This is a genomic window from Kineosporia sp. A_224 (genome assembly GCF_002198655.1).
In the GTDB taxonomy this organism is placed as follows: Bacteria; Actinomycetota; Actinomycetes; order Actinomycetales; family Kineosporiaceae; genus R-H-3.
Window position 1 is genome coordinate 1 of the sequence record NZ_MWLN01000077.1, and the last position, 18,146, is coordinate 18,146.

The 18,146-nt window shown below is 75.5% G+C and carries 18 protein-coding genes and 1 tRNA gene; 15 read left to right on the forward strand and 4 right to left on the reverse strand.

The genetic code is table 11. The features are described from left to right. From EDJALFJO_RS06325 to EDJALFJO_RS06355, 7 genes are all read left to right on the forward strand, one after another. Positions 1 to 516 (forward strand): septum formation initiator family protein (locus tag EDJALFJO_RS06325; RefSeq protein ID WP_143448331.1); only part of this gene is annotated, 516 nt, incomplete at its 5' end. Then, positions 513 to 1,076, forward strand: a complete 564-nt coding sequence (locus EDJALFJO_RS06330) for a DUF501 domain-containing protein (protein WP_198950059.1) — start codon at positions 513 to 515, stop codon at positions 1,074 to 1,076. The genes EDJALFJO_RS06325 and EDJALFJO_RS06330, both read left to right, overlap by 4 nt. Then, positions 1,073 to 2,020: a Ppx/GppA phosphatase family protein gene (locus EDJALFJO_RS06335; protein WP_088283326.1), complete on the forward strand. Its 948-nt coding sequence runs from the start codon at positions 1,073 to 1,075 to the stop codon at positions 2,018 to 2,020. The genes EDJALFJO_RS06330 and EDJALFJO_RS06335 overlap by 4 nt, the downstream gene beginning before the upstream one ends. 138 nt (positions 2,021 to 2,158) lie before the next feature. Beyond that, positions 2,159 to 2,542 carry a PadR family transcriptional regulator gene (locus EDJALFJO_RS06340; protein WP_088283329.1) on the forward strand — a complete coding sequence of 128 codons (384 nt, stop codon included), beginning with the start codon at positions 2,159 to 2,161 and terminating at the stop codon, positions 2,540 to 2,542. Next, positions 2,539 to 3,762: a hypothetical protein gene (locus EDJALFJO_RS06345; protein ID WP_088283331.1), complete on the forward strand. Its 1,224-nt coding sequence runs from the start codon at positions 2,539 to 2,541 to the stop codon at positions 3,760 to 3,762. The genes EDJALFJO_RS06340 and EDJALFJO_RS06345 overlap by 4 nt, the downstream gene beginning before the upstream one ends. Before the next feature lie 67 nt (positions 3,763 to 3,829). Continuing rightward, entirely contained in the window at positions 3,830 to 4,516 is a 687-nt protein-coding gene (locus EDJALFJO_RS06350) for a dienelactone hydrolase family protein (protein WP_088283333.1), read from the forward strand. A 91-nt stretch (positions 4,517 to 4,607) separates the two neighbouring features. Then, positions 4,608 to 5,399, forward strand: a complete 792-nt coding sequence (locus tag EDJALFJO_RS06355) for a uracil-DNA glycosylase (protein ID WP_233149710.1) — start codon at positions 4,608 to 4,610, stop codon at positions 5,397 to 5,399. A 17-nt stretch (positions 5,400 to 5,416) separates the two neighbouring features. Here EDJALFJO_RS06355 and EDJALFJO_RS06360 read toward each other — a convergent pair whose 3' ends face one another. Further along, entirely contained in the window at positions 5,417 to 5,944 is a 528-nt protein-coding gene (locus tag EDJALFJO_RS06360) for a MarR family winged helix-turn-helix transcriptional regulator (protein WP_088283337.1), read from the reverse strand. 56 nt (positions 5,945 to 6,000) lie between these two features. Here EDJALFJO_RS06360 and EDJALFJO_RS06365 point away from each other — a divergent pair, with 56 nt between their 5' ends. Together EDJALFJO_RS06365 and EDJALFJO_RS06370 are read left to right on the forward strand one after the other, a co-directional pair. Further along, positions 6,001 to 6,984, forward strand: coding sequence for an EamA family transporter (locus EDJALFJO_RS06365; protein ID WP_088283339.1), 984 nt, complete (start codon positions 6,001 to 6,003; stop codon positions 6,982 to 6,984). A 4-nt stretch (positions 6,985 to 6,988) separates the two neighbouring features. Next, positions 6,989 to 8,353 carry an NAD(P)/FAD-dependent oxidoreductase gene (locus tag EDJALFJO_RS06370; protein WP_088283341.1) on the forward strand — a complete coding sequence of 455 codons (1,365 nt, stop codon included), beginning with the start codon at positions 6,989 to 6,991 and terminating at the stop codon, positions 8,351 to 8,353. 37 nt (positions 8,354 to 8,390) lie between these two features. Here the strand turns inward: EDJALFJO_RS06370 and EDJALFJO_RS06375 are convergent, their stop codons facing one another. Next, a complete protein-coding gene (locus EDJALFJO_RS06375) occupies positions 8,391 to 9,710 on the reverse strand; it encodes a hypothetical protein (RefSeq protein ID WP_088283343.1) in 1,320 nt (439 codons plus the stop codon). 73 nt (positions 9,711 to 9,783) lie between these two features. Between EDJALFJO_RS06375 and EDJALFJO_RS06380 the strand changes: the two genes are divergently transcribed. Both EDJALFJO_RS06380 and EDJALFJO_RS06385 read left to right on the forward strand, forming a co-directional pair. After that, positions 9,784 to 9,856: transfer RNA gene (locus EDJALFJO_RS06380), tRNA-Leu, on the forward strand. A gap of 177 nt (positions 9,857 to 10,033) precedes the next feature. After that, a complete protein-coding gene (locus tag EDJALFJO_RS06385; RefSeq protein ID WP_088283345.1) occupies positions 10,034 to 12,283 on the forward strand; it encodes a methyl-accepting chemotaxis protein in 2,250 nt (749 codons plus the stop codon). 87 nt (positions 12,284 to 12,370) lie between these two features. Here EDJALFJO_RS06385 and EDJALFJO_RS06390 read toward each other — a convergent pair whose 3' ends face one another. Further along, complete coding sequence (locus EDJALFJO_RS06390) at positions 12,371 to 13,321, reverse strand: SRPBCC domain-containing protein (RefSeq protein ID WP_088283347.1); 951 nt, start codon at positions 13,319 to 13,321, stop codon at positions 12,371 to 12,373. Continuing rightward, positions 13,318 to 13,692 carry a metalloregulator ArsR/SmtB family transcription factor gene (locus tag EDJALFJO_RS06395; RefSeq protein WP_088283349.1) on the reverse strand — a complete coding sequence of 125 codons (375 nt, stop codon included), beginning with the start codon at positions 13,690 to 13,692 and terminating at the stop codon, positions 13,318 to 13,320. The genes EDJALFJO_RS06390 and EDJALFJO_RS06395 overlap by 4 nt, the downstream gene beginning before the upstream one ends. A 177-nt stretch (positions 13,693 to 13,869) precedes the next feature. Between EDJALFJO_RS06395 and EDJALFJO_RS06400 the strand changes: the two genes are divergently transcribed. From EDJALFJO_RS06400 to EDJALFJO_RS06415, 4 genes are all read left to right on the forward strand, one after another. Continuing rightward, a complete protein-coding gene (locus tag EDJALFJO_RS06400) occupies positions 13,870 to 14,658 on the forward strand; it encodes a Bax inhibitor-1/YccA family protein (RefSeq protein WP_088283351.1) in 789 nt (262 codons plus the stop codon). Positions 14,659 to 14,788: 130 nt separating this feature from the next. Further along, positions 14,789 to 16,159, forward strand: coding sequence for an adenylyl-sulfate kinase (gene cysC, locus EDJALFJO_RS06405; RefSeq protein WP_143448332.1), 1,371 nt, complete (start codon positions 14,789 to 14,791; stop codon positions 16,157 to 16,159). An 8-nt stretch (positions 16,160 to 16,167) separates the two neighbouring features. Next, positions 16,168 to 17,133 (forward strand): sulfite exporter TauE/SafE family protein, encoded by a 966-nt coding sequence (locus EDJALFJO_RS06410; RefSeq protein WP_088283353.1) that lies wholly within the window; start codon positions 16,168 to 16,170, stop codon positions 17,131 to 17,133. A 166-nt stretch (positions 17,134 to 17,299) separates the two neighbouring features. After that, a partial coding sequence (locus EDJALFJO_RS06415) for a FadR/GntR family transcriptional regulator (protein ID WP_198950061.1) occupies positions 17,300 to 18,146 on the forward strand: 847 nt, incomplete at its 3' end.

Sequence of the window (18,146 nt, forward strand, 5' to 3'; positions counted from 1 at the left end):
TGCGGTCCCGGCGCCGGCCGGACGCCGTCCTCGCGCGGCGCCGGGACCGCACCGTCCGCCGCGACGTCCGCCGCCCGAGGGGTCACCCGGACGGCGACCGCACCGCGCCGTCCGCCGCGCAACCACCCCGTCGTGCGGCCGACGACGATGCTCGCGGGCGTGCTCGTCGTCCTCGCGCTGACCGTCGTCCCGATGCTGCGGCCCTGGATCGCGCAGCGCCAGGAGCTCGCCGCCCAGCAGCAGGAGGTCTCCGACCTGCGCCGCAGCGTCGCCGAGCTGACCGCCGAGCGGGACCGCTGGAAGGACCCGGCCTACGTCAAGGCGCAGGCCGGCGAGCGGCTCAACTTCGTCATGCCCGGCCAGACCCGCTACACGTTGCTCGACGACGAGGGCGCCGCCTCGACCGACCGGGACCCGCGCACGTCCGCGGCGGCCGCCGCGACCGACGGCGGGCGGCGGCCCTGGTACGGCGCGATCTGGGAGTCGGCACGGACCGCCGGCCGGGAGGACGGGTGACCGGCCGCCCCGCGGACGCCGCCGACCTCGCTGCCGTCTCCGCCCAGCTCCGGCGACCCGCCCGGGACGTCGCGGGCATCGCCCACGACTGCCCCTGCGGCCTGCCCGACGTCGTCGCGACCGCCCCCCGGCTCGCCGACGGGACGCCGTTCCCGACGACCTTCTACCTGACGTGCCCGCGGGCGGCGTCCGCGATCGGCACCCTCGAGGCCGACGGGCTCATGAAGCGGATGTCGGCCCGGCTCGCCGAGGACGCCGACCTCGCGGCCGCGTACCGGGCCGCCCACGAGGACTACCTGCGCCGCCGCGCCGGCGTCGGCGAGGCGGCCGGGGTCGGCGACGTCCCGCAGATCGCCGGGATCTCCGCCGGCGGGATGCCCGACCGGGTCAAGTGCCTGCACGTCCTCGTCGGGCACGCGCTCGCCGCCGGCCCGGGCGTCAACCCGCTCGGCGACGAGGCGCTCGCGGCGCTGCCGCAGTGGTGGGCGGCGGGGCCGTGCGTGCAGCCGGACGCCGACCCGTCCGCCGAGCCCGACGCCGCGCCGGAGGACGCCGGGTGACGAGGGTCGCGGCGATCGACTGCGGCACCAACAGCATCCGGCTGCTCGTCGCCGACGTGGACGCCGCGACCGGCACGCTCGTGGACGTCGACCGCCGGATGGAGATCGTCCGGCTCGGCCAGGGCGTCGACCGCACGGGCCGGATCTCGCCCGACGCGATGGAGCGCACCCTGGCGACGGTGCGGTTCTACGGTGCTCTCGTCGCGCAGCACGGTGCGCAGCGGCTCCGGTTCGTCGCGACGTCCGCGACCCGGGACGCGAGCAACCAGGACGACTTCGTGGACGGCGTCCAGCGCCTGCTCGGGGTCGAGCCGGAGGTCGTCACGGGGGACGAGGAGGCCCGGCTCTCGTTCGTCGGGGCGACCCGCGGCCTGGACGCCGGCCACGCCGGGCCGTTCCTCGTCGTCGACATCGGCGGCGGCTCGACCGAGGTGGTCCTCGGCGGCGCCGACGTCGAGGCGGCCCGCTCGGTGGACGTCGGCTGCGTGCGGCTCACCGAGCGGCACGGCCTCGACGACCCGCCGACGACGTCCCAGGTCGTCGCCGCCCGGGCCGACGTCGACGCCGCCCTCGACCGCGTTGCCGAGGTCGTCCCGCTGGAGCGCACCCGCACCCTCGTCGGACTCGCAGGCTCGGTGACGACGGTGACCGCCCGCGCGCTGGGCCTGACCGCCTACGACTCGGCGCGGATCCACGGCGCGACGCTGCCTGTCGAGGTCGTCCGGCAGGCGTGCGACGACCTGCTCCGGATGCCGAAGGCGCGCCGCTCGGCCCTGCCGTACATGCACCCCGGCCGGGTCGACGTCATCGGCGCCGGTGCCCTCGTCTGGCGCCGCGTGGTCGACCGCGTCGTCGACGCCACCGCCGGCACCGAGCACCCGCTCGCGTTCGCCGTGACGAGCGAGCATGACATCCTCGACGGCATCGCCCACTCCCTGGTCTGACAGCCCCGCACGCCACAGCCCGGCAGTTCCGCTGCCGGCCTGTGGTGTGTCGGGCACGGTAGTGCGGGATGTGTAGTACCGTCGTCCACGCAGGAGCGGCCCGCGGGGTCGCGGTGAGCAGGGGAGGGAGGCGACCACGTGGACACGACCCAGCTGCTCAAAGGGGTGCTCGACGTCGCGGTGCTCGCCGTCGTCGCGGACGCCGACGGGTACGGCTACGACGTCGTCCGCCGGTTGCGGGCCGCGGGGCTCGACGACGTCGGGGACGCCTCGGTCTACGGCACGCTGCGCCGGCTCTACGCCGCGGGCGCGCTGACGAGCTACGTCGTCCCCTCCGACGAGGGTCCGCACCGCAAGTACTACGGCGTCAACGCGCACGGCCGGGCACTGCTCTCGGAGCAGCGGGTCACGTGGAACGCGTTCGCCGACACCATGTCCCGGCTGCTCGCGGGCCGGATCCCGCCGCCTGCGGGGACCACCGAGCTGCCCGTGGACCGTGCCGCGCAGGAGGCCGTGCGATGAGCCAGACCGTCCGCCCCGAGGTCGCGAGCTTCGTGACGCTCGTGCGTGCCCACCTGTCCGACCTGACGCCCGAGGAGGTCGACGAGCTGACCGGCGGGCTCGAGGCCGACCTCGACGAGCGGCTCGCCGAGACCCTGCCCGGGGACCCGCCCGCCGACCTCGGCGACGCCGCCGCCTACGCGGCCGAGCTGCGGGCCGCCGCCGGGCTGCCCCCGCGCGGCGCCGGAGGGGGACGCCGCGCGGGCGGCACCGGGCCGGGCCTGCTCGTCCGGACCGCGCAGTCCGTCGACCGCCGGGTCCGCGGGGTCGTCGACCCCGTCGCGGCGACCCTGCGGCGGCAGCCGTGGTGGCCCGAGTTCCGGGCGTCGGTCGCAGCGCTGCGCCCCGTGTGGTGGGTCGCTCGCGCCTACGTCGCCTGGGCGATCCTCGACAACGCCTTCGCGTCCGGCGGCGGACCGCTGCCGGGCAACCTCGGCGGGCTCGTCCTGCTGCTGCTGTGCGTCGGCGTCAGCGTCGCGCTCGGCCGCGGCCTGCTCGACGGTCCGCTGAAGCTGGCCGGCCGCTGGCCGCGCCGGATCGTCCTGTCCCTCAACGTGGTCGCCGTCGTCGCGCTGCCCTTCGTGCTGTCGTCGATCGACTCCACGCGCTACGAGTACGTCGAGACCTACGACCCGGGCCTCGAGGGCCTCGTCCTCAACGGCGAGCAGGTGCGCAACATCTACGCCTACGACGCCCAGGGCAACCCGATCGGCGTCGTCCAGCTCTACGACCAGAACGGCCGCCCGCTCAACGTCGCGCACCAGCCGTACACGGACGCGTTCAACCAGCAGGGCTACACGGACGTGAACGGCGATCTCGTGGCGCCGTTCGTCGACGACCGCAGCCGCAACCGGTGGAACGTCTTCCCGCTGCCGACGGCGTCCTACCCCGAGCCGCTCTACGGGGACGACGGCAACGCGACCGCGACGGCGTCCCCGGTCGCGACCCTGCCGCCCGCGCCGCTCGTCGCCGTGCCGCCGGTCACCTCGGTGCTCGGGATCCCAGACGGTTCCGGGCTCGTCTCGGGTGCCCCGACGCCGAGCGGCGCGCCGTCGCCGAGCGGGTCGGGGTCGCAGCCGGGGTCGCCGTCACCGTCGGCCTCGGGCTCGCCGTCCGCGGCGCCGACCACCGGCGGGGCGAGCGCCAAGGCCACGCCGGCCCCGTCGACGACGAGGTCCTGACCCGACACACCGGGAAGATCGCCGTGCTGCCTTGCCGCCCACCGGCGCGCGGTGTTGGGTGAGCGCCATGGGAGAAATGGTCACCTTCGCAAGCAACGGCAGCACGGCCGACGGCTACGTCGCGCTGCCGGAGTCGGGCAGCGGTCCCGGCGTCATCGTCGTCCAGGAGTGGTGGGGTCTCGTCGGCCACATCAAGGCGGTCGCGGACCGGTTCGCCGCGGCGGGCTTCGTCGCGCTGGCGCCGGACTTCTACCACGGCGCCGCGACCGACGAGCCCGACGAGGCGATGCGCCTGCTCATGGGTCTCGCGATGGACCGCGCCGCCAAGGACATCGCCGGTGCGGCCGCGTACTTGTCCGACCTCGAGGCCGTGACGAGCCCCGGCATCGGCGCCGTCGGGTTCTGCATGGGCGGCTCGCTCGCCCTGTGGAGCGCGACGGTCGCCGAGAACGTCCAGGCGGCCGTCGGGTTCTACCCGGCCGTGCCGTGGGAGCGGATGGACCCGACGTGGCCGAGCTACGCCGGCAAGTCGGCGATGATCCACTGCTCCGAGGAGGACGGCACGTCGTCCGCCCCCGGCATCCAACTCGCGAAGTCCTCCATCGAGGGCGCCGACGGCGAGGTCGAGGTCTTCGACTACCCGGGCACGAAGCACGCGTTCTTCAACGACGAGCGGCCCGAGGTCTACGACGCCGCCGCGGCGGACGCCGCCTGGACCCGCACGGTCGACTTCTTCCACTCGAAGCTCGGCTGAGCCGCTGAGCGGTCGGCCGCAGACGGGGCAGCCGCAGACGGGGCAGCCGCCGCTGCCGCACCCGGCCACCGGGGAGGCCTTCGCCTCCCCGGTGCCGCCGGGCCGCGGCTGGCCGGGGGACCCGGCGACCGCCCGCACCCCGGTCGCCCGCACCCCGGCAGACGTCACCCGGCTCGCGCGGTCCGCGCGGACGCTGCCCGTGCTCGAGGCCCGGACGTCGGTCTGCCGCGCCTGCCCGCGGCTCGTCGCCTGGCGCGAGGACGTCGCCCGCACCCGGCGCCGGGCGTACGCGGCCGAGCCGTACTGGGGCCGGCCGATCCCCGGCTGGGGCGACCCGCTCACGGGCCTGCTCGTCGTCGGCCTCGCGCCCGCCGCCCACGGCGGCAACCGGACCGGCCGGGTCTTCACCGGCGACCGCTCCGGCGACTGGATCTTCGCCGCCCTGCACCGGGCCGGGTTCGCCTCGCAGCCGCACAGCGTGCACGCCGCCGACGGGCTGACCCTGACCGGCGCCCGGATCGCCGCCGCCGTCCGCTGCGCGCCGCCGGACAACGCCCCGGCGCCCGACGAGCGCGACACGTGCGCCCCATGGTTCGACCGCGAGCTCGACCTGCTCGCACCGCACCTGCGGGTCATGCTCGCGCTCGGGGCGTTCGCCTGGGACGCCGCGCTCGCCGCCGCCCGCCGCCGGGACTGGGCCGTCGCCCGGCCCCGGCCGAGGTTCGGCCACGGCGCCCGCGCCCTGCTCGCCCGGCCCGGCGGCGCCGCGCCCGTCGTCCTGCTCGGCTCCTTCCACGTGAGCCAGCAGAACACCTTCACCGGCAGGCTCACCGAGGCGATGCTCGACGACGTCCTCGTGCAGGCGAGAGCCCTTCTCGCGTAACGGGTCCCGGCGCCGGGTCAGCGGGCTGGCACGTCCCCGAGGGCGACGAGCACGGTGCGCAGCGCGTCGGCCAGCTCCGCCCGCCGGCCGGCCGGCAGCGCCGAGAGCAGCGCGTCCTCGACCGCCATGTGCCCGGCGACGACCTCGTCGACGAGCGCGAGCCCGGCGGCGGTGAGCCGGACGGGGACGCTGCGCCGGTCCGTGCCCGGCACCCGCTCGACGAGCCCGCGCGCCTCGAGCCGGTCCACCCGGTTCGTGATCGCGCCCGTCGTCACCATCGCCTGCCGGACGAGCTCGGTGGGGGTGAGCGTGTACGGCGGGCCGCCGCGGCGCAGCGTCGCGAGGACGTCGTACATCCAGTCCTCCAGGTCGTGCCGGGCGAAGTTCTCCCCGAGCCGGCGGTCGACGAGCCGGGACAGCCGCGACACCCGGGCGACGACCTCGAGGGGGGAGTGGTCGACGTCCGGCCGGACGGCACGCCACTGCGCCGCGACGGCGTCGACGGTGTCCTGGCTGTCAGGGGCGGCGTGGACTCTCCTGGTCACGGCCCGATCCTACTCGTTACCTTGACATTCGTTATCTCAACGTTGAGATTAATCGCATGACCGCCACGACCCCCGCACGGCCCGTCGCCGGAGCGGGCACCGCTGCGCTCACCCTGCTCGCCCCGGTCAGCTGGGGGACGACCTACGTCGTCGTCGCGGCGCTCCTGCCGCACGGCCGCCCGCTGCTCGTGGCGGCCCTGCGGGTGCTGCCCGCCGCGCTGCTGCTGCTCGCCGTCGTCGTCCTGCGGCACGGCCCGGCGGCCGCGGGCGGGGGAGCGCGGGCCTGGCTGCGCGAGGTCCCGGCGTCGCTCGCGAGCTTCGGCCTGTTCTTCCCGCTGCTCACCGTGGCCGTGTACCGCCTCCCCGGCGGGGTCGCCGCGGCCGTCGGCGGGCTGCAGCCGCTGCTCGTCCTCGCGCTCTCGGGGGCCCTCGACCGCCGTCGGCCCCGGACGACGGACCTCGCCGTCGGGGTCGTCGCGGCGGTCGGCGTGGGGCTCGTCGTCGTCCACCCGGGCGGCGGGCTCGACCCGGTCGGCGTCCTCGCCGCGGTCGCCGCCAACGTCTCGTTCTGCGCCGGGGTCGTGCTCGCCGGCCGGACGTCGTCCACGGCCGACCCGGTCCTCGTCACGGCCCGCCGGCTGGCCCTGTCGACCGTCCTCCTCGTGCCGCTCGCCCTCCTCGTCGAGGGGGCGCCGCCGGCTCTGGATGCCGGTGCTCTCCTCGGCGTCGCGTGGCTCGGGCTCGGGGCGACCGGGATCGCGTTCGTCCTGTGGTTCCGGGGCATCCCGCGGCTGCCGGTCGCCGCGCCGCCGCTGCTCGGGATCGCCGCCCCGGTGACCGGGGTGGTCCTCGGGGTGACCCTGCGCGGCGAGGTCCTCTCCGCCGTCCAGGTCGCCGGTTTCGTGCTGTCCGTCGCGGCGATCGCCTACGGCGCCCTGCTCCCGGCGCGCCGCGCGGTGATCTCCGCCACTCAGGACGTCGGTCCCTTGAAGAACGGGGCCGTCTCGACTTGTGAAAATTTTCACAAGTGCTTAGCGTAGAGCCATGTCCACCCCCGTGACCCCGAAGGCACCCCGCATCCTCGTCCTCGGTGGGGGCTACGTCGGCCTCTACACCGCTCTGCGCCTGCAGTCGAAGCTGCGCGCCGGGGAGGCGACGGTCACCGTCGTCGAGCCCCGCTCCTACATGACCTACCAGCCGTTCCTGCCGGAGGCCTCCGCAGGCTCGCTGTCCCCGCGCCACGTCGTCGTGCCGCTGCGGCGGGTCCTCAAGAAGTGCGAGATCATCAACGCCCGCGTCGTCGCGCTGGACCACACCGCCCGCACGGCGCGGCTGGACCCGATCGACGGCCCCGAGTACGACCTCGACTACGACATCGTCGTGGTGGCCCTCGGCTCGGTCGCCCGCACGCTGCCCATCCCGGGCCTGGCGGACGAGGGCGTCGGCTTCAAGACCATCGAAGAGGCCATCTACCTGCGCAACCAGATCCTCAACTGCCTCGACGTCGCCGAGTCGACCGACGACCTGGCCCGCCGGCGCCGCGCGCTGACGTTCTGCTTCGTCGGCGGCGGGTACGCGGGCGTCGAGGCGCTCGCCGAGCTCGAGGACCTCGCCCGCGACGCGACGAAGTACTACAAGAAGATCACCCCGGAGGACCTGCGCTTCGTCCTCGTCGAGGCCTCGGACCGGATCCTGCCCGAGGTGGGCCCGGACATGGGCGAGTACACGCTCCTGCAGCTGTCCGAGCGCAACATCGACATCCGGCTCATGACCCGGCTCGAGTCGTGCACGAAGGGGGTCGTGACCCTCTCCGACGGCACGACGTTCGAGTCGGACACGATCGTGTGGACCGCGGGCGTCAAGGCCAACCCGGCCCTGACGAACTTCGCCGGTCTGCCGACGGACGAGCGGGGCAAGGTGCGCTGCGACGCGACCCTCCGGGTCACCGGCGTCGAGGGTGCGTGGGGCGCGGGCGACAACGCCGCCGTCCCCGACCTGGCGAACCCCGGCAAGGAGACCGGCCCGAGCGCCCAGCACGCCGTCCGGCAGGCGAAGCGGCTGGCGGACAACATCGTCGCGACCCTGCGCGGCCGCGAGGTGCAGGAGTACCGGCACAAGTACGTCGGCTCCGTCGCGAGCCTCGGCCTGCACAAGGGCGTCGCGCAGGTCTACGGCATCAAGCTCAAGGGCTGGCCGGCCTGGTTCATGCACCGGACCTACCACCTGAGCCGGGTGCCCACCCTGAACCGCAAGCTCCGCGTCGTCACCGACTGGACGCTCGCGCTGTTCTTCAAGCGCGAGATCGTCTCGCTCGGCTCGATCTCCATGCCGTTCCACGAGTTCGAGGCCGCCGCCGGGATCAACACCTCCACCGGTGCGCTCTCGACCCACGAGGCCGCGCGCCGCTGAGCCCCGGTCGGCCGGACGCCGGTCGCCCGACGCGTCGTCAGGTGACCGGCGTCCCCAGGTCGATCCGGCCGTCGAGCAGCGTCGTCGCGCGGCGCCAGGCGGTGGCGCTCGCGCCGGCCGGGGCGAAGCGGGTGTCCCAGCGGCCCAGCCGCAGCCCCTCCCGGACGTCCCAGGCGAGCACCGCCAGCCGGCCGTCGAGCACCTCGCCGAACAGCCGGCCCGCGGTGCCGTGACCGGCCGCCGTCCGCAGCCCGTGCCGCAGGCAGACGCCGTGCCCGGCCCGGGCCGCCGTGGTGAGCGGGCCGTCCGCGGCGACCGCGTCGAGCAGGTCCCAGGCCCGGTCCAGCGCGGTGTCCGCGGCCGCGCAGGCCCGGCAGCCGAGCCCGGACGCCGGGTCGTCCCGGCGGCCCGCGCGACCGCGGCGCCCGGGCGCTGCGAGGGCCCGCCCGACGCGGGCCCGGGCCGCGGCCGCCGCCTCGCCGACCACCTCGTCCAGGCGCGGCCCGCCGACCTGCGCGGCGTCCGTGAGGTGCACCTCGCAGAGGACGACGTCCTGACGGGAGGGCGCGTCGCCCCGCCCCGGGGCGGCCGCCGCGCCGACGAGCCACGCGACGTAGCGCCACCCGGTGACCGCCGCCGCGGTGCACAGCGGGCACGTCGGGCGGGCCAGCCAGAGCCGGGCGAGCGCCGCGCCGCCGCCCTCCGCCGCGGCCTCGTCGTCCTGCGCCGCGAGCCGTTCGAGGGCGGGGAAGAGCGCGGCGCGGCGGCCCGCGTCGGGGTCGTCGCCCGTCACGGCGAGGAGACGGTCCTGCGCGGGGGCGCCGTCCAGCCGGTCGACGACGAGCCGGGCCGCGAGGTCGCGGACGGCCGCACCGTCCCGCCCTGCGGCGGCGTCGCCCGCGAGGTCGACGAGGTGCGGGGCGCACACGCCGCCGCCGGCCTCGAACGCCTCCCGGACCCGGGCGTCGGCCATCGCCGTGACGAGCCTGCCGGCCGCGCCGTCGGCCGACCGGGCCGCCCGCACGCAGGCCGGGCAGACGGCGACCCCGGCGGGCCGCCGTCCGGCGAGCCCGCCGCCGAGCCGCTCCCGGCCCTCCGCGACGACCTCGGCGGCGACCGCGGGCAGCACCCACGACGCGGCCGGGTCGGCGAGCATCCGGCGGGTGTGGACCGGGCAGAACCCGAGGGCGTCCCGGACGCCGTCCATCGCCTCGAGGTCGGCCCGCGCCTCGTTGACGAACGCCCGCGCCCAGGACTCGACGCCGTCGTGCGTCGCCGCGCACACCGGGCAGCCGCCCGGCGCCAGCAGGTGCAGGGCGTCGTCGTGGGCGCGGCCCGCGCCGGCCGGGGTGCTCATCGCCCCATCATCCACGCGCGCGACCCCGCGCGGGCCGCCGCGTAGCCTGGTGACGCCCCGCCGAGGCGGGCGCGCCCCCGTAGCCCAACGGCAGAGGCAGGCGCCTTAAAAGCGCCCGAGTGCGGGTTCGAGTCCCGCCGGGGGTACTCCGCGGCGGCGCCGCCGCGCCGCCGCGGCCGCAGCGTCCTGCGCGTGACGCTCCGGACCGCGATGAGAACGTCACCTGTCACCCCTTCAGTCCGGCCACCCGCGCGACGACATGAGTGATCGGGACGACGGCGACCCTGCCTGCGTCGCGTCACACGTGGTCGAGAGGTTTGGACATGCTGAAGAACGCCGGGATCGCCGCGCGGCTCAACGCCCTCGCGGGGGTCGTCGCCGTGTCGATCGTCGCCCTCGTCGGGATCGGCTTCTACGAGCTGGACACCCAGGTGGCGAACCAGCGCTCGCTCAACGACCTGGGGAACACCCGGGCGGCGGCGCAGACGCTGCAGTACGACTTCGCCGACTTCAACGGCTGGCAGACCGCGTACTCCCTCGACGTGGCGCTCCAGGGCCCCAAGGCGGCGGCGGACGACGCGCCGTCGCGCAAGGCGTTCCTCGCCTCGGTCGAGCGCACGCGCAAGAACCTCGCCGCGCTCCAGGAGGCGGCCAAGGTCACCGAGGCGGACGACCCCGTGATGCGCGCCGACATCCAGGCCGCCGCCGACGGGCTCGAGAAGTTCATGGCGCTCGACAAGCAGATCGCCGCGCTCTACGCGACCGGCGCGCCCGCCGACAAGGCGAAGGCCGACAAGCTCGTCCTGGGCGCCGAGATCGAGATCTTCAACGGTGCCGCGGAGAAGCTCAAGCACCTCGCCGACGGGACCGGCGAGGAGCAGGCCGCCGACGTCGAGGCCGCGGCCGCCGCCGGCACGACGGCGCTGTGGATCGAGGGCCTCGCGGGCGGGCTCATCCTGCTCGTCGTCCTCGTGCTCGCGACCCTGCTCGGCCGTTCGGTCAAGCGGCCGCTCGCCGAGCTCGCCTCCGCCTCCGACCGGCTCGCCGTCGGCGACCTCGACTTCGAGGTCGACACGAGCCGCTCCGACGAGGCCGGCCGGGCGCTGCAGGCGATGGACCGGATGAAGGCGAACCTCACCCGGCTCGTCGGGCAGATGGGGCACATGGCGGCCGAGCACGACCGCGGCGACATCGACGTCACGGTCGACCCGAACGGCTTCGAAGGCGCCTTCCGGGAGGTGGCCACCGGCATCAACGACATGGTCAGCGGCCACATCGCGGTCAAGAAGAAGGCGATGGCCGTGGTCAAGGCCTTCGGCGAGGGCAACTTCGACGCCCCGCTCGAGACCTTCCCCGGCAAGAAGGTCTTCATCAACCAGACGGTCGAGCAGGTCCGCTCGAACCTGCGCGCGCTCATCGCCGACACCGACGCCCTCGTCACCGCGGCGCTCGCCGGCAAGCTCGACACCCGCGCCGACGCCTCGGCGCACGCCGGTGGCTTCCGCCGGATCGTCGACGGCATCAACAACACCCTCGACGCCGTCATCGGCCCGTTCGACGAGGTGTCGCGGGTGCTCAAGGCGCTCGAGGCCGGTGACCTCACCCAGACGATCGACACGCCCTACCAGGGCCGGCTCGAGGACCTGCGGCTCACGACGAACAACACCGTCGCGACCCTGGCCCGGACCGTCTCCGAGGTCGTCGCGGCGACCGACCAGCTCATGAACGCGTCCAGCCAGATCAGCGGCGCCTCCCAGACCCTCTCGCAGGCGACGACCGAGCAGGCCGCGAGCGTCGAGGAGACGAGCGCGAGCATCGAGCAGATGTCCGCGAGCGTCGAGGGCAACAGCGACAACGCCAAGGTGACCGACGGCATCGCGAGCAAGGCCGCCGACGAGGCCCGCGAGGGCGGTGCGGCGGTGCAGCGCACCGTGGAGGCGATGAAGGAGATCGCGGCGAAGATCGCGATCATCGACGACATCGCGTTCCAGACGAACATGCTCGCGCTCAACGCGACCATCGAGGCGGCGCGGGCCGGGGACCACGGCAAGGGCTTCGCGGTCGTCGCGACCGAGGTCGGCAAGCTCGCCGAGCGCTCGCAGGTCGCCGCGCAGGAGATCGGCCAGCTCGCCACGGACTCGGTGCACACCGCCGAGCGGGCCGGCAACCTCCTCGACGCGATCGTGCCGAGCATCGGGCGCACGTCCGACCTCGTCCAGGAGATCGCGGCGGCGTCGGCCGAGCAGACCAGCGGCGTCTCCCAGATCAACCGGGCGATGTCCCAGATGAGCGCCGTCACGGAGCAGAACGCGTCGTCGTCCGAGGAGCTCGCGGCGACGTCGGAGGAGATGATGAGCCAGGCGCACAGCCTGCGCGAGCTCATGCAGTTCTTCCGGCTCGGCGCGGACCGCCCGGGTGCGGCCGGGGGCGGCCCGGCGACGCGGGCGCCGGTGCGCCGGGTCGGTGCGCTCCCGCCCGTCCCGACGCAGCCGGGTGGCGGCGGCTTCGCCACCGCCACCGCGAGCGCCAAGCCGGACGCCCTCTTCGACGAGGACAAGTTCGAGCGGTTCTGATCCCGTCCGGCGACGCCCCGGCACCCGTGGGGTGCCGGGGCGTCGCCGCGTCCGGCCGCGTTCGGCCGGGACCGCCGTCAGCCGCCGTCAGCCGCCCTGGAGCGCCCGGAGCTGGGCCGTGTGCGCGGGCAGGTGGCGGCCGGCCTGGACGGTCACCGCGAGGACGCCCCACGGCACCGGCTCGTCGAGGACGACGCGGCCGCCGTCGACGACCTTGGCCGGGACCTTCGTGGCGAGCTGGTCCGGGGAGAGCCGCTCGACGAGGAGCACGTGCTCCTCGGCCGCCCGGTCGGCGACCTCGACCAGGGCCGCGAGGTCTCCGGCGTGCGCGTCGACCAGGGCGTCGAGGCAGTCCCGGCTCTCGACGAGCGCGTTGTCGAAGACCACCTCGCGGCCCTCGAGGAGCTCGCGGCCCACGGCCGCGAGGGCGGCCGACGTGAGCGCGACGTGCGCGACCACCTGGGCCGCCGTCCAGCCGCCGTCCGACGGCCCGGCGAAGCCGCCCGCCCGGGCCTGCTCGAGGAAGGCCTGCGACGCGGCGGCCAGCGCCGCGGTGTCCGGCAGGTCGCTGCCCGTCAGGCCGGCCGCCGCGTCGACCCGGCGCTCGGCCGTGTCCGCGAAGTGCTCCAGGACCCAGCCCCAGGCGTTCGGGCCCGCGTAGCCGCGCCGCCCGGCGGCCGCGCCGTCCCCGAGCACCTCCCACCCGGAGTGGGTGACCTCGACCCGGGTGCCGTCCGCGACGGGGAGGAAGTCGACGACGACGCTCGTCGGGGTCGAGCCGTCGCCGCCCGGGTGCCAGGTGAGGGCGAGCCGGCGTCCGGGCTCCCAGGCGGTCACCCGGCCCCAGACGGCCGTGCGGCCGTCGAGCGAGCGCTCGACGAGCGCACCGTCGACGAAGGCGACGCCGGCGCTGCCCTCGTGGAAGAGGCCGTGGGTGCCGAGCGGCCACCAGGCGCCGACGCGGGTCGTGAACAGGTCGAAGCAGTCCTGCGGGCTGCGCCGGACGTGGACGGCGCGCAGCACGGGCGACAGGGTCATCGGGGGTCCTCCGGGTCGTGGCTGGCAGGGGACTCGGCGTAGGCCGCGAACGCCTCGAGGACGTCGTCCCAGAACGCGTCCACGTAGGCCCGGACGGCGGACAGGCCGTCCCGGTCGACGCGGTAGTAGCGGCGCCGGCCGTCGGGACGGTCGCTGACGAGACCGGCGTCTCGCAGCACCCGCAGGTGCTGGGAGACGGCCGACTGGGTGACGGGCAGGGCGGCGGTGAGGTCCGCGACGGTGCGCTCGCCGTCGCGCAGCAGGCCGAGCAGGCGGCGCCGGGTCGGGTCGCCGAGGGCGTCGAGGACGGGCCCGGCAGGGTCCGGCGGGGGACCGGTCCCGTTGCGGTCGGCCGGAAACGCATCAGTCATGACTAATGATTAGTCTCGGCTGATGCGTGCGTCAACCGATTCGCGCGACACGACGAAAAAGACGATCAGGATTTCGCCCGTCCGCGGGAACTACGCGGCGGTCCTGCGCATTACGGTGGTAGGGCCGCGCACCGCGGTACCCGTAGAGCCACAGCGTGATCGATCCCGGAGGGACCGATGGAGAGCCGTAACCCCATCTTCAACCGCAGCGAGGAGTTCCAGCGCGGGGGGTACGCGTCGTTCAGCACCCCGAGCGCCAACGACCTCGAGAACATGTACGCCGCTCCTGCCGCGAGCGCGGTCGACACCGGCCGCATGACGATCGATGACGTCGTCGTGCGCACAGGGGCGCTCTTCGCGGTCCTGCTCGCGACCGCCGCCCCGACGTACTTCATCTGGAAGCCCAGCTTCTTCGTGGTGCTCGCCGCGGGCCTCGTCGCCATGGTCCTGGCGTTCGTCACGTCGATGGGCAAGACCGTCAAGGTCCCGCTCATGTTCGTCTACGCGGCGCTCGAGGGCGTCTTCGTCGGCGGCATCAGCGCGTTCTACGCGGCTGCCTACAACGGCATCGTCCCGCAGGCCGTCTTCGGCACCCTCGCCGCGTTCACGGCGATGCTCGTGCTCTACAAGACGGGCGTCGTCCGGAACTCGCCGAAGTTCACGAAGATCCTCATGATCGCCGGCGCCGGCTACCTCGCGTTCGGCCTCATCAACCTCGCCATCGCCCTGTTCACCGGCAACAGCGTCTACTCCGGCAACCCGGTCATCGCCTTCGCGGTCAGCGCGTTCGGCGTGGGCCTGGCGTCGTTCTTCCTCGTGCTCGACTTCGACTTCATCGAGCAGGGCGTCCGCAACGGGCTCCCCGAGAAGTTCGCCTGGGTCGCCGCGTTCGGTCTCGTGACGACGCTGGTCTGGCTGTACCTGGAGATCCTGCGGCTCATCTCGATCCTGCGGGGCGGCGACTGACCCTGACGACCACGGCGTGGCGACACGCCGGGACGTCCGACACGGGGTCCGGCCACGGCCGGGCCCCGTGTCACCCTTTTGGTCCCGGCACCGCGGGAACCGCCCGCCGCCGAACCGATGGGGGTGCGACGTGGCCGACCCGGCCCCGGCGACGTACGCCGCCGCGACGACCGTCGCGCCCGACCGGTCCGAGAGGCCCGACCGGCCCGACGGGGGCGGGACGGTCCGGTGGCACCCGCCGCGCGCCGTCCTCGAGCTCGCCGAGCTCGTCGTCACCGGTGCGCTGCCCGCCCTGCCGCCCGAGGCGCTCCTCGCGCTCGAGGACGCGGCGCCGGACGACGTCCGCGCCGTCCTGCGCGAGGGCTGGACCGTCGAGCTCGAGGACGCCGAGGGCACCCCGGTCGCACGTGTGGTCCGGGACGGCACCGTCGGCCCGCTGCAGCCCTTCGCCCACGGCCCGCTGCGCAGCCGCCGGCGCACCCCCGAGCAGGTCCGGGCCGCGCTCGACGCCCAAGGCGCGGACGACGTCGCAGCGGTCCTCGTGGCCGCCCCGCTGACGGCCGAGGTCGTCGACCGGGTCGTCCGCGGCGCCGTCGACGCCGGCCGCACGCTCCTGTGGTGCGCCGTCGTCGGGGCCGGGCCGGCCGCAGCGCTCGCCCCGCCCGCGCTGCTGCGGGCGACGACCCGGCTCGCCGAGCTGACCCGGGCGGCCGGCGGTCGTGCCGAGGTCCTCGTGCTCGCGCTGCCGCGGGAGGCGGACGGCCTCCCGCAGGCCGCCCTCGCCCGGCGGGTCGCCCGGGCCTACGGCGCCGGAGCGGTCGCCGACGTCGCGGCCCGGCCCGCGGACGGCATCGCCGAGCACCCGGCCTTCGCCGCCGAGCGGGCGCTGCGCTCGCGGGCCCACGGGTACCGCGGCGTCACGGTGTTCTTCACCGGTCTGTCCGGCTCGGGCAAGTCGACGGTGGCCAAGGCGCTCGCGGAGCGGCTCCTCGACGACGGCCGCCGCGAGGTCACCATGCTCGACGGCGACGAGGTGCGCCGCCTGCTCTCGCACGGGCTCGGCTTCGGCCGGGCCGACCGCGACCTGAACATCCGCCGGATCGGGTACGTCGCGGCCGAGGTCTCCCGGCACGGCGGCCTCGCGGTCGCGGCACCGATCGCACCCTTCGACGCCGTCCGCAAGGAGGTCCGGGCGCTCGTCGAGGACGCCGGGGCCGACTTCGTCCTCGTGCACGTCGCGACCCCGCTCGAGGAGTGCGAGCGCCGCGACCGCAAGGGGCTCTACGCGAAGGCCCGGCGCGGCGAGGTCGCCGACTTCACGGGCATCTCCTCGCCGTACGAGGCGCCGGCCGACGCCGACCTCGTCGTCGACACGACCGGGCGGGCCGTCGAGGACGTCGTCGACGCGGTGTGGGCGCTGCTCGCCGCCGGAGGCCACCTCGACGGCCCCCGTGACGAGCAGGGCGCCCAGGGCTACGGTCCGGGCCCCGACGTGCCGTAGGAACTGGTGTGGACCTCGACCTGAGCATCGTCGTGGCCGGCCTCGTCGTCGGCTTCGTCGTCGGCCTCACCGGGATGGGCGGCGGCGCCCTCATGACGCCCGTCCTCGTCCTCTTCTTCAACATCAGCCCGCTGGCCGCGGTGTCGAGCGACCTCGTCGCCGCGGCCGTCATGAAGCCGATCGGCTCCGTCGTCCACATGCGCCACGGGACGATCAACTGGGGCCTCGTCCGCTGGCTCATGGTGGGCTCGGTGCCGAGCGCCTTCCTCGGCGTCCTCGTGCTGCGCGCCCTCGGCGACGGCGAGGGCGTCCAGACGGTCGTCAAGACCGCCCTCGGGGCGGCCCTGCTGCTCGCGGCGGGCGGGCTCGTCCTCAAGGCGTACATGTCGATGGTGGCGACCGCCCGGGCCGAGGCGGCCCGGGCCCGCGGCGAGGAGCCGGAGGCGGCGCCCGACGGCCCCGTCGTCGTCCGGCCGCTCCCGACCCTGCTCGTCGGCGCCGTCGGCGGCCTCGTCGTCGGGATGACGTCGGTCGGCTCCGGGTCGCTCATCATCATCGCCCTGCTCGCGCTCTACCCGACGCTGCGCGCGAACACCCTCGTCGGGACCGACCTCGTGCAGGCGGTGCCGCTCGTCGCGAGCGCCGCGCTCGGGCACGTGCTCTTCGGGGACTTCCAGCTCGACCTCACGACGTCCCTGCTCGTCGGGTCCGTGCCGGGGGTGTGGCTCGGTGCCCAGCTCTCGGCGCGGGCCGCGGCCGGGCTCATCCGGCGGGCGCTCGCGCTCGTCCTGCTCGCGTCGGCGCTCAAGCTGCTCGGCGTGCCGACGCCTGTCCTCGGGGTCGTCCTGCTCGTGCTCGTCGTCGCGGCGCCCTGGGTGTGGGCGGGCGTCCGGGCGCGCAACGGGCTGCCGCGGCGCGGGCTGACCGTCGAGGTCGTCCGGAAGGCCTGGCAGACGGCCGGCGCCAGGGACTGACCCGCCGGACGCCACGACCCACCAAAGGTCCGGCGCCGACCCATTGACAGCCGCTCGTCGGCGACGACAGGATGCGGCCTCGGCAGCCGGGCATCGCCCCGGCCGTGCAATGGTCTGTTTCCGGCGGTTTGACGCCGGTGCGGGTCGTCGACAGGGCGGAGGTCTGGTGAGCGTGACGGCCGACCTCCCGCGCGCCGGCGGGCCGGGCGACGCCGTCGGCACCACGGGCGCCACCGACGAGCGTCCCGGCGCGCCGGACGTCCCGCACGACCTGCCGGACGCCGTCCTGCGCCCGGTCCGGGACGGCAACGCCTTCGAGTCCACCGTCGAGCACCTCGCGACCGCGATCCGGCTCGGTGTCTTCCGCGCGGGGGAGCGGCTGCCGCCCGAGCGCGAGCTCGCCGAGCGGCTCAAGGTCGGCCGCGCGACCCTGCGCGACGCGATCGGCGCGCTGCGCCAGGCCGGCCTCGTGACGACGAGCCGCGGCCGCTCGGGCGGCACGGTCGTCGTCCACCCGGGCCTCGTCGCGCCCGCCGACGCCCGCACCCGGACCGGCGCCGAGGTGGTCGACGTCCTGCTCTTCCGCCGCGTCGTCGAGCCCGGTGCCGCGGCGCTCGCGGCCGCCGCGCCGCTCACGGCGGCGCAGCGCGCGTTCCTCGCCGACGCCCTCGCCGCCGTCACCCACGCCCCGGACGACGCGAGCCGGCGCGTCGCGGACGCCCGCCTGCACCTCGCGGTCGCCACCCTCGGCGGCTCGCCGCTGCTCGTCGAGGCGGTGACGGCGACCCAGTCCCGGCTGTCCGAGCTGCTCTCGGCGATCCCGGTGCTCCGGGCGAACATCGCCCACTCCGACGTCCAGCACGCCGACCTCGTCGACGCCGTCCTGCGCGGCGACGCCGAGCGCGCCCGCGCGGTCGCCGAGGAGCACTGCGACGCGACGTCCGCACTCCTGCGCGGCCTCGTCGGCCGTGCCGGTACCGTCCCGGCCACGTCAGCACCCGCCCCGGCCGGAC

What these genes read in the sequence shown, in the direction of transcription:
- EDJALFJO_RS06350 (WP_088283333.1), top strand. Translation starts at nt 3,830, where the DNA reads ATGGGAGAAATGGTCACCTTCGCAAGCAACGGCAGCACGGCCGACGGC.
- EDJALFJO_RS06365 (WP_088283339.1), top strand. Translation starts at nt 6,001, where the DNA reads ATGACCGCCACGACCCCCGCACGGCCCGTCGCCGGAGCGGGCACCGCT.
- EDJALFJO_RS06375 (WP_088283343.1), bottom strand. Translation starts at nt 9,710, where the DNA reads ATGAGCACCCCGGCCGGCGCGGGCCGCGCCCACGACGACGCCCTGCAC.
- EDJALFJO_RS06400 (WP_088283351.1), top strand. Translation starts at nt 13,870, where the DNA reads ATGGAGAGCCGTAACCCCATCTTCAACCGCAGCGAGGAGTTCCAGCGC.
- EDJALFJO_RS06390 (WP_088283347.1), bottom strand. Translation starts at nt 13,321, where the DNA reads ATGACCCTGTCGCCCGTGCTGCGCGCCGTCCACGTCCGGCGCAGCCCG.
- EDJALFJO_RS06395 (WP_088283349.1), bottom strand. Translation starts at nt 13,692, where the DNA reads ATGACTGATGCGTTTCCGGCCGACCGCAACGGGACCGGTCCCCCGCCG.
- EDJALFJO_RS06370 (WP_088283341.1), top strand. Translation starts at nt 6,989, where the DNA reads ATGTCCACCCCCGTGACCCCGAAGGCACCCCGCATCCTCGTCCTCGGT.
- EDJALFJO_RS06385 (WP_088283345.1), top strand. Translation starts at nt 10,034, where the DNA reads ATGCTGAAGAACGCCGGGATCGCCGCGCGGCTCAACGCCCTCGCGGGG.
- EDJALFJO_RS06345 (WP_088283331.1), top strand. Translation starts at nt 2,539, where the DNA reads ATGAGCCAGACCGTCCGCCCCGAGGTCGCGAGCTTCGTGACGCTCGTG.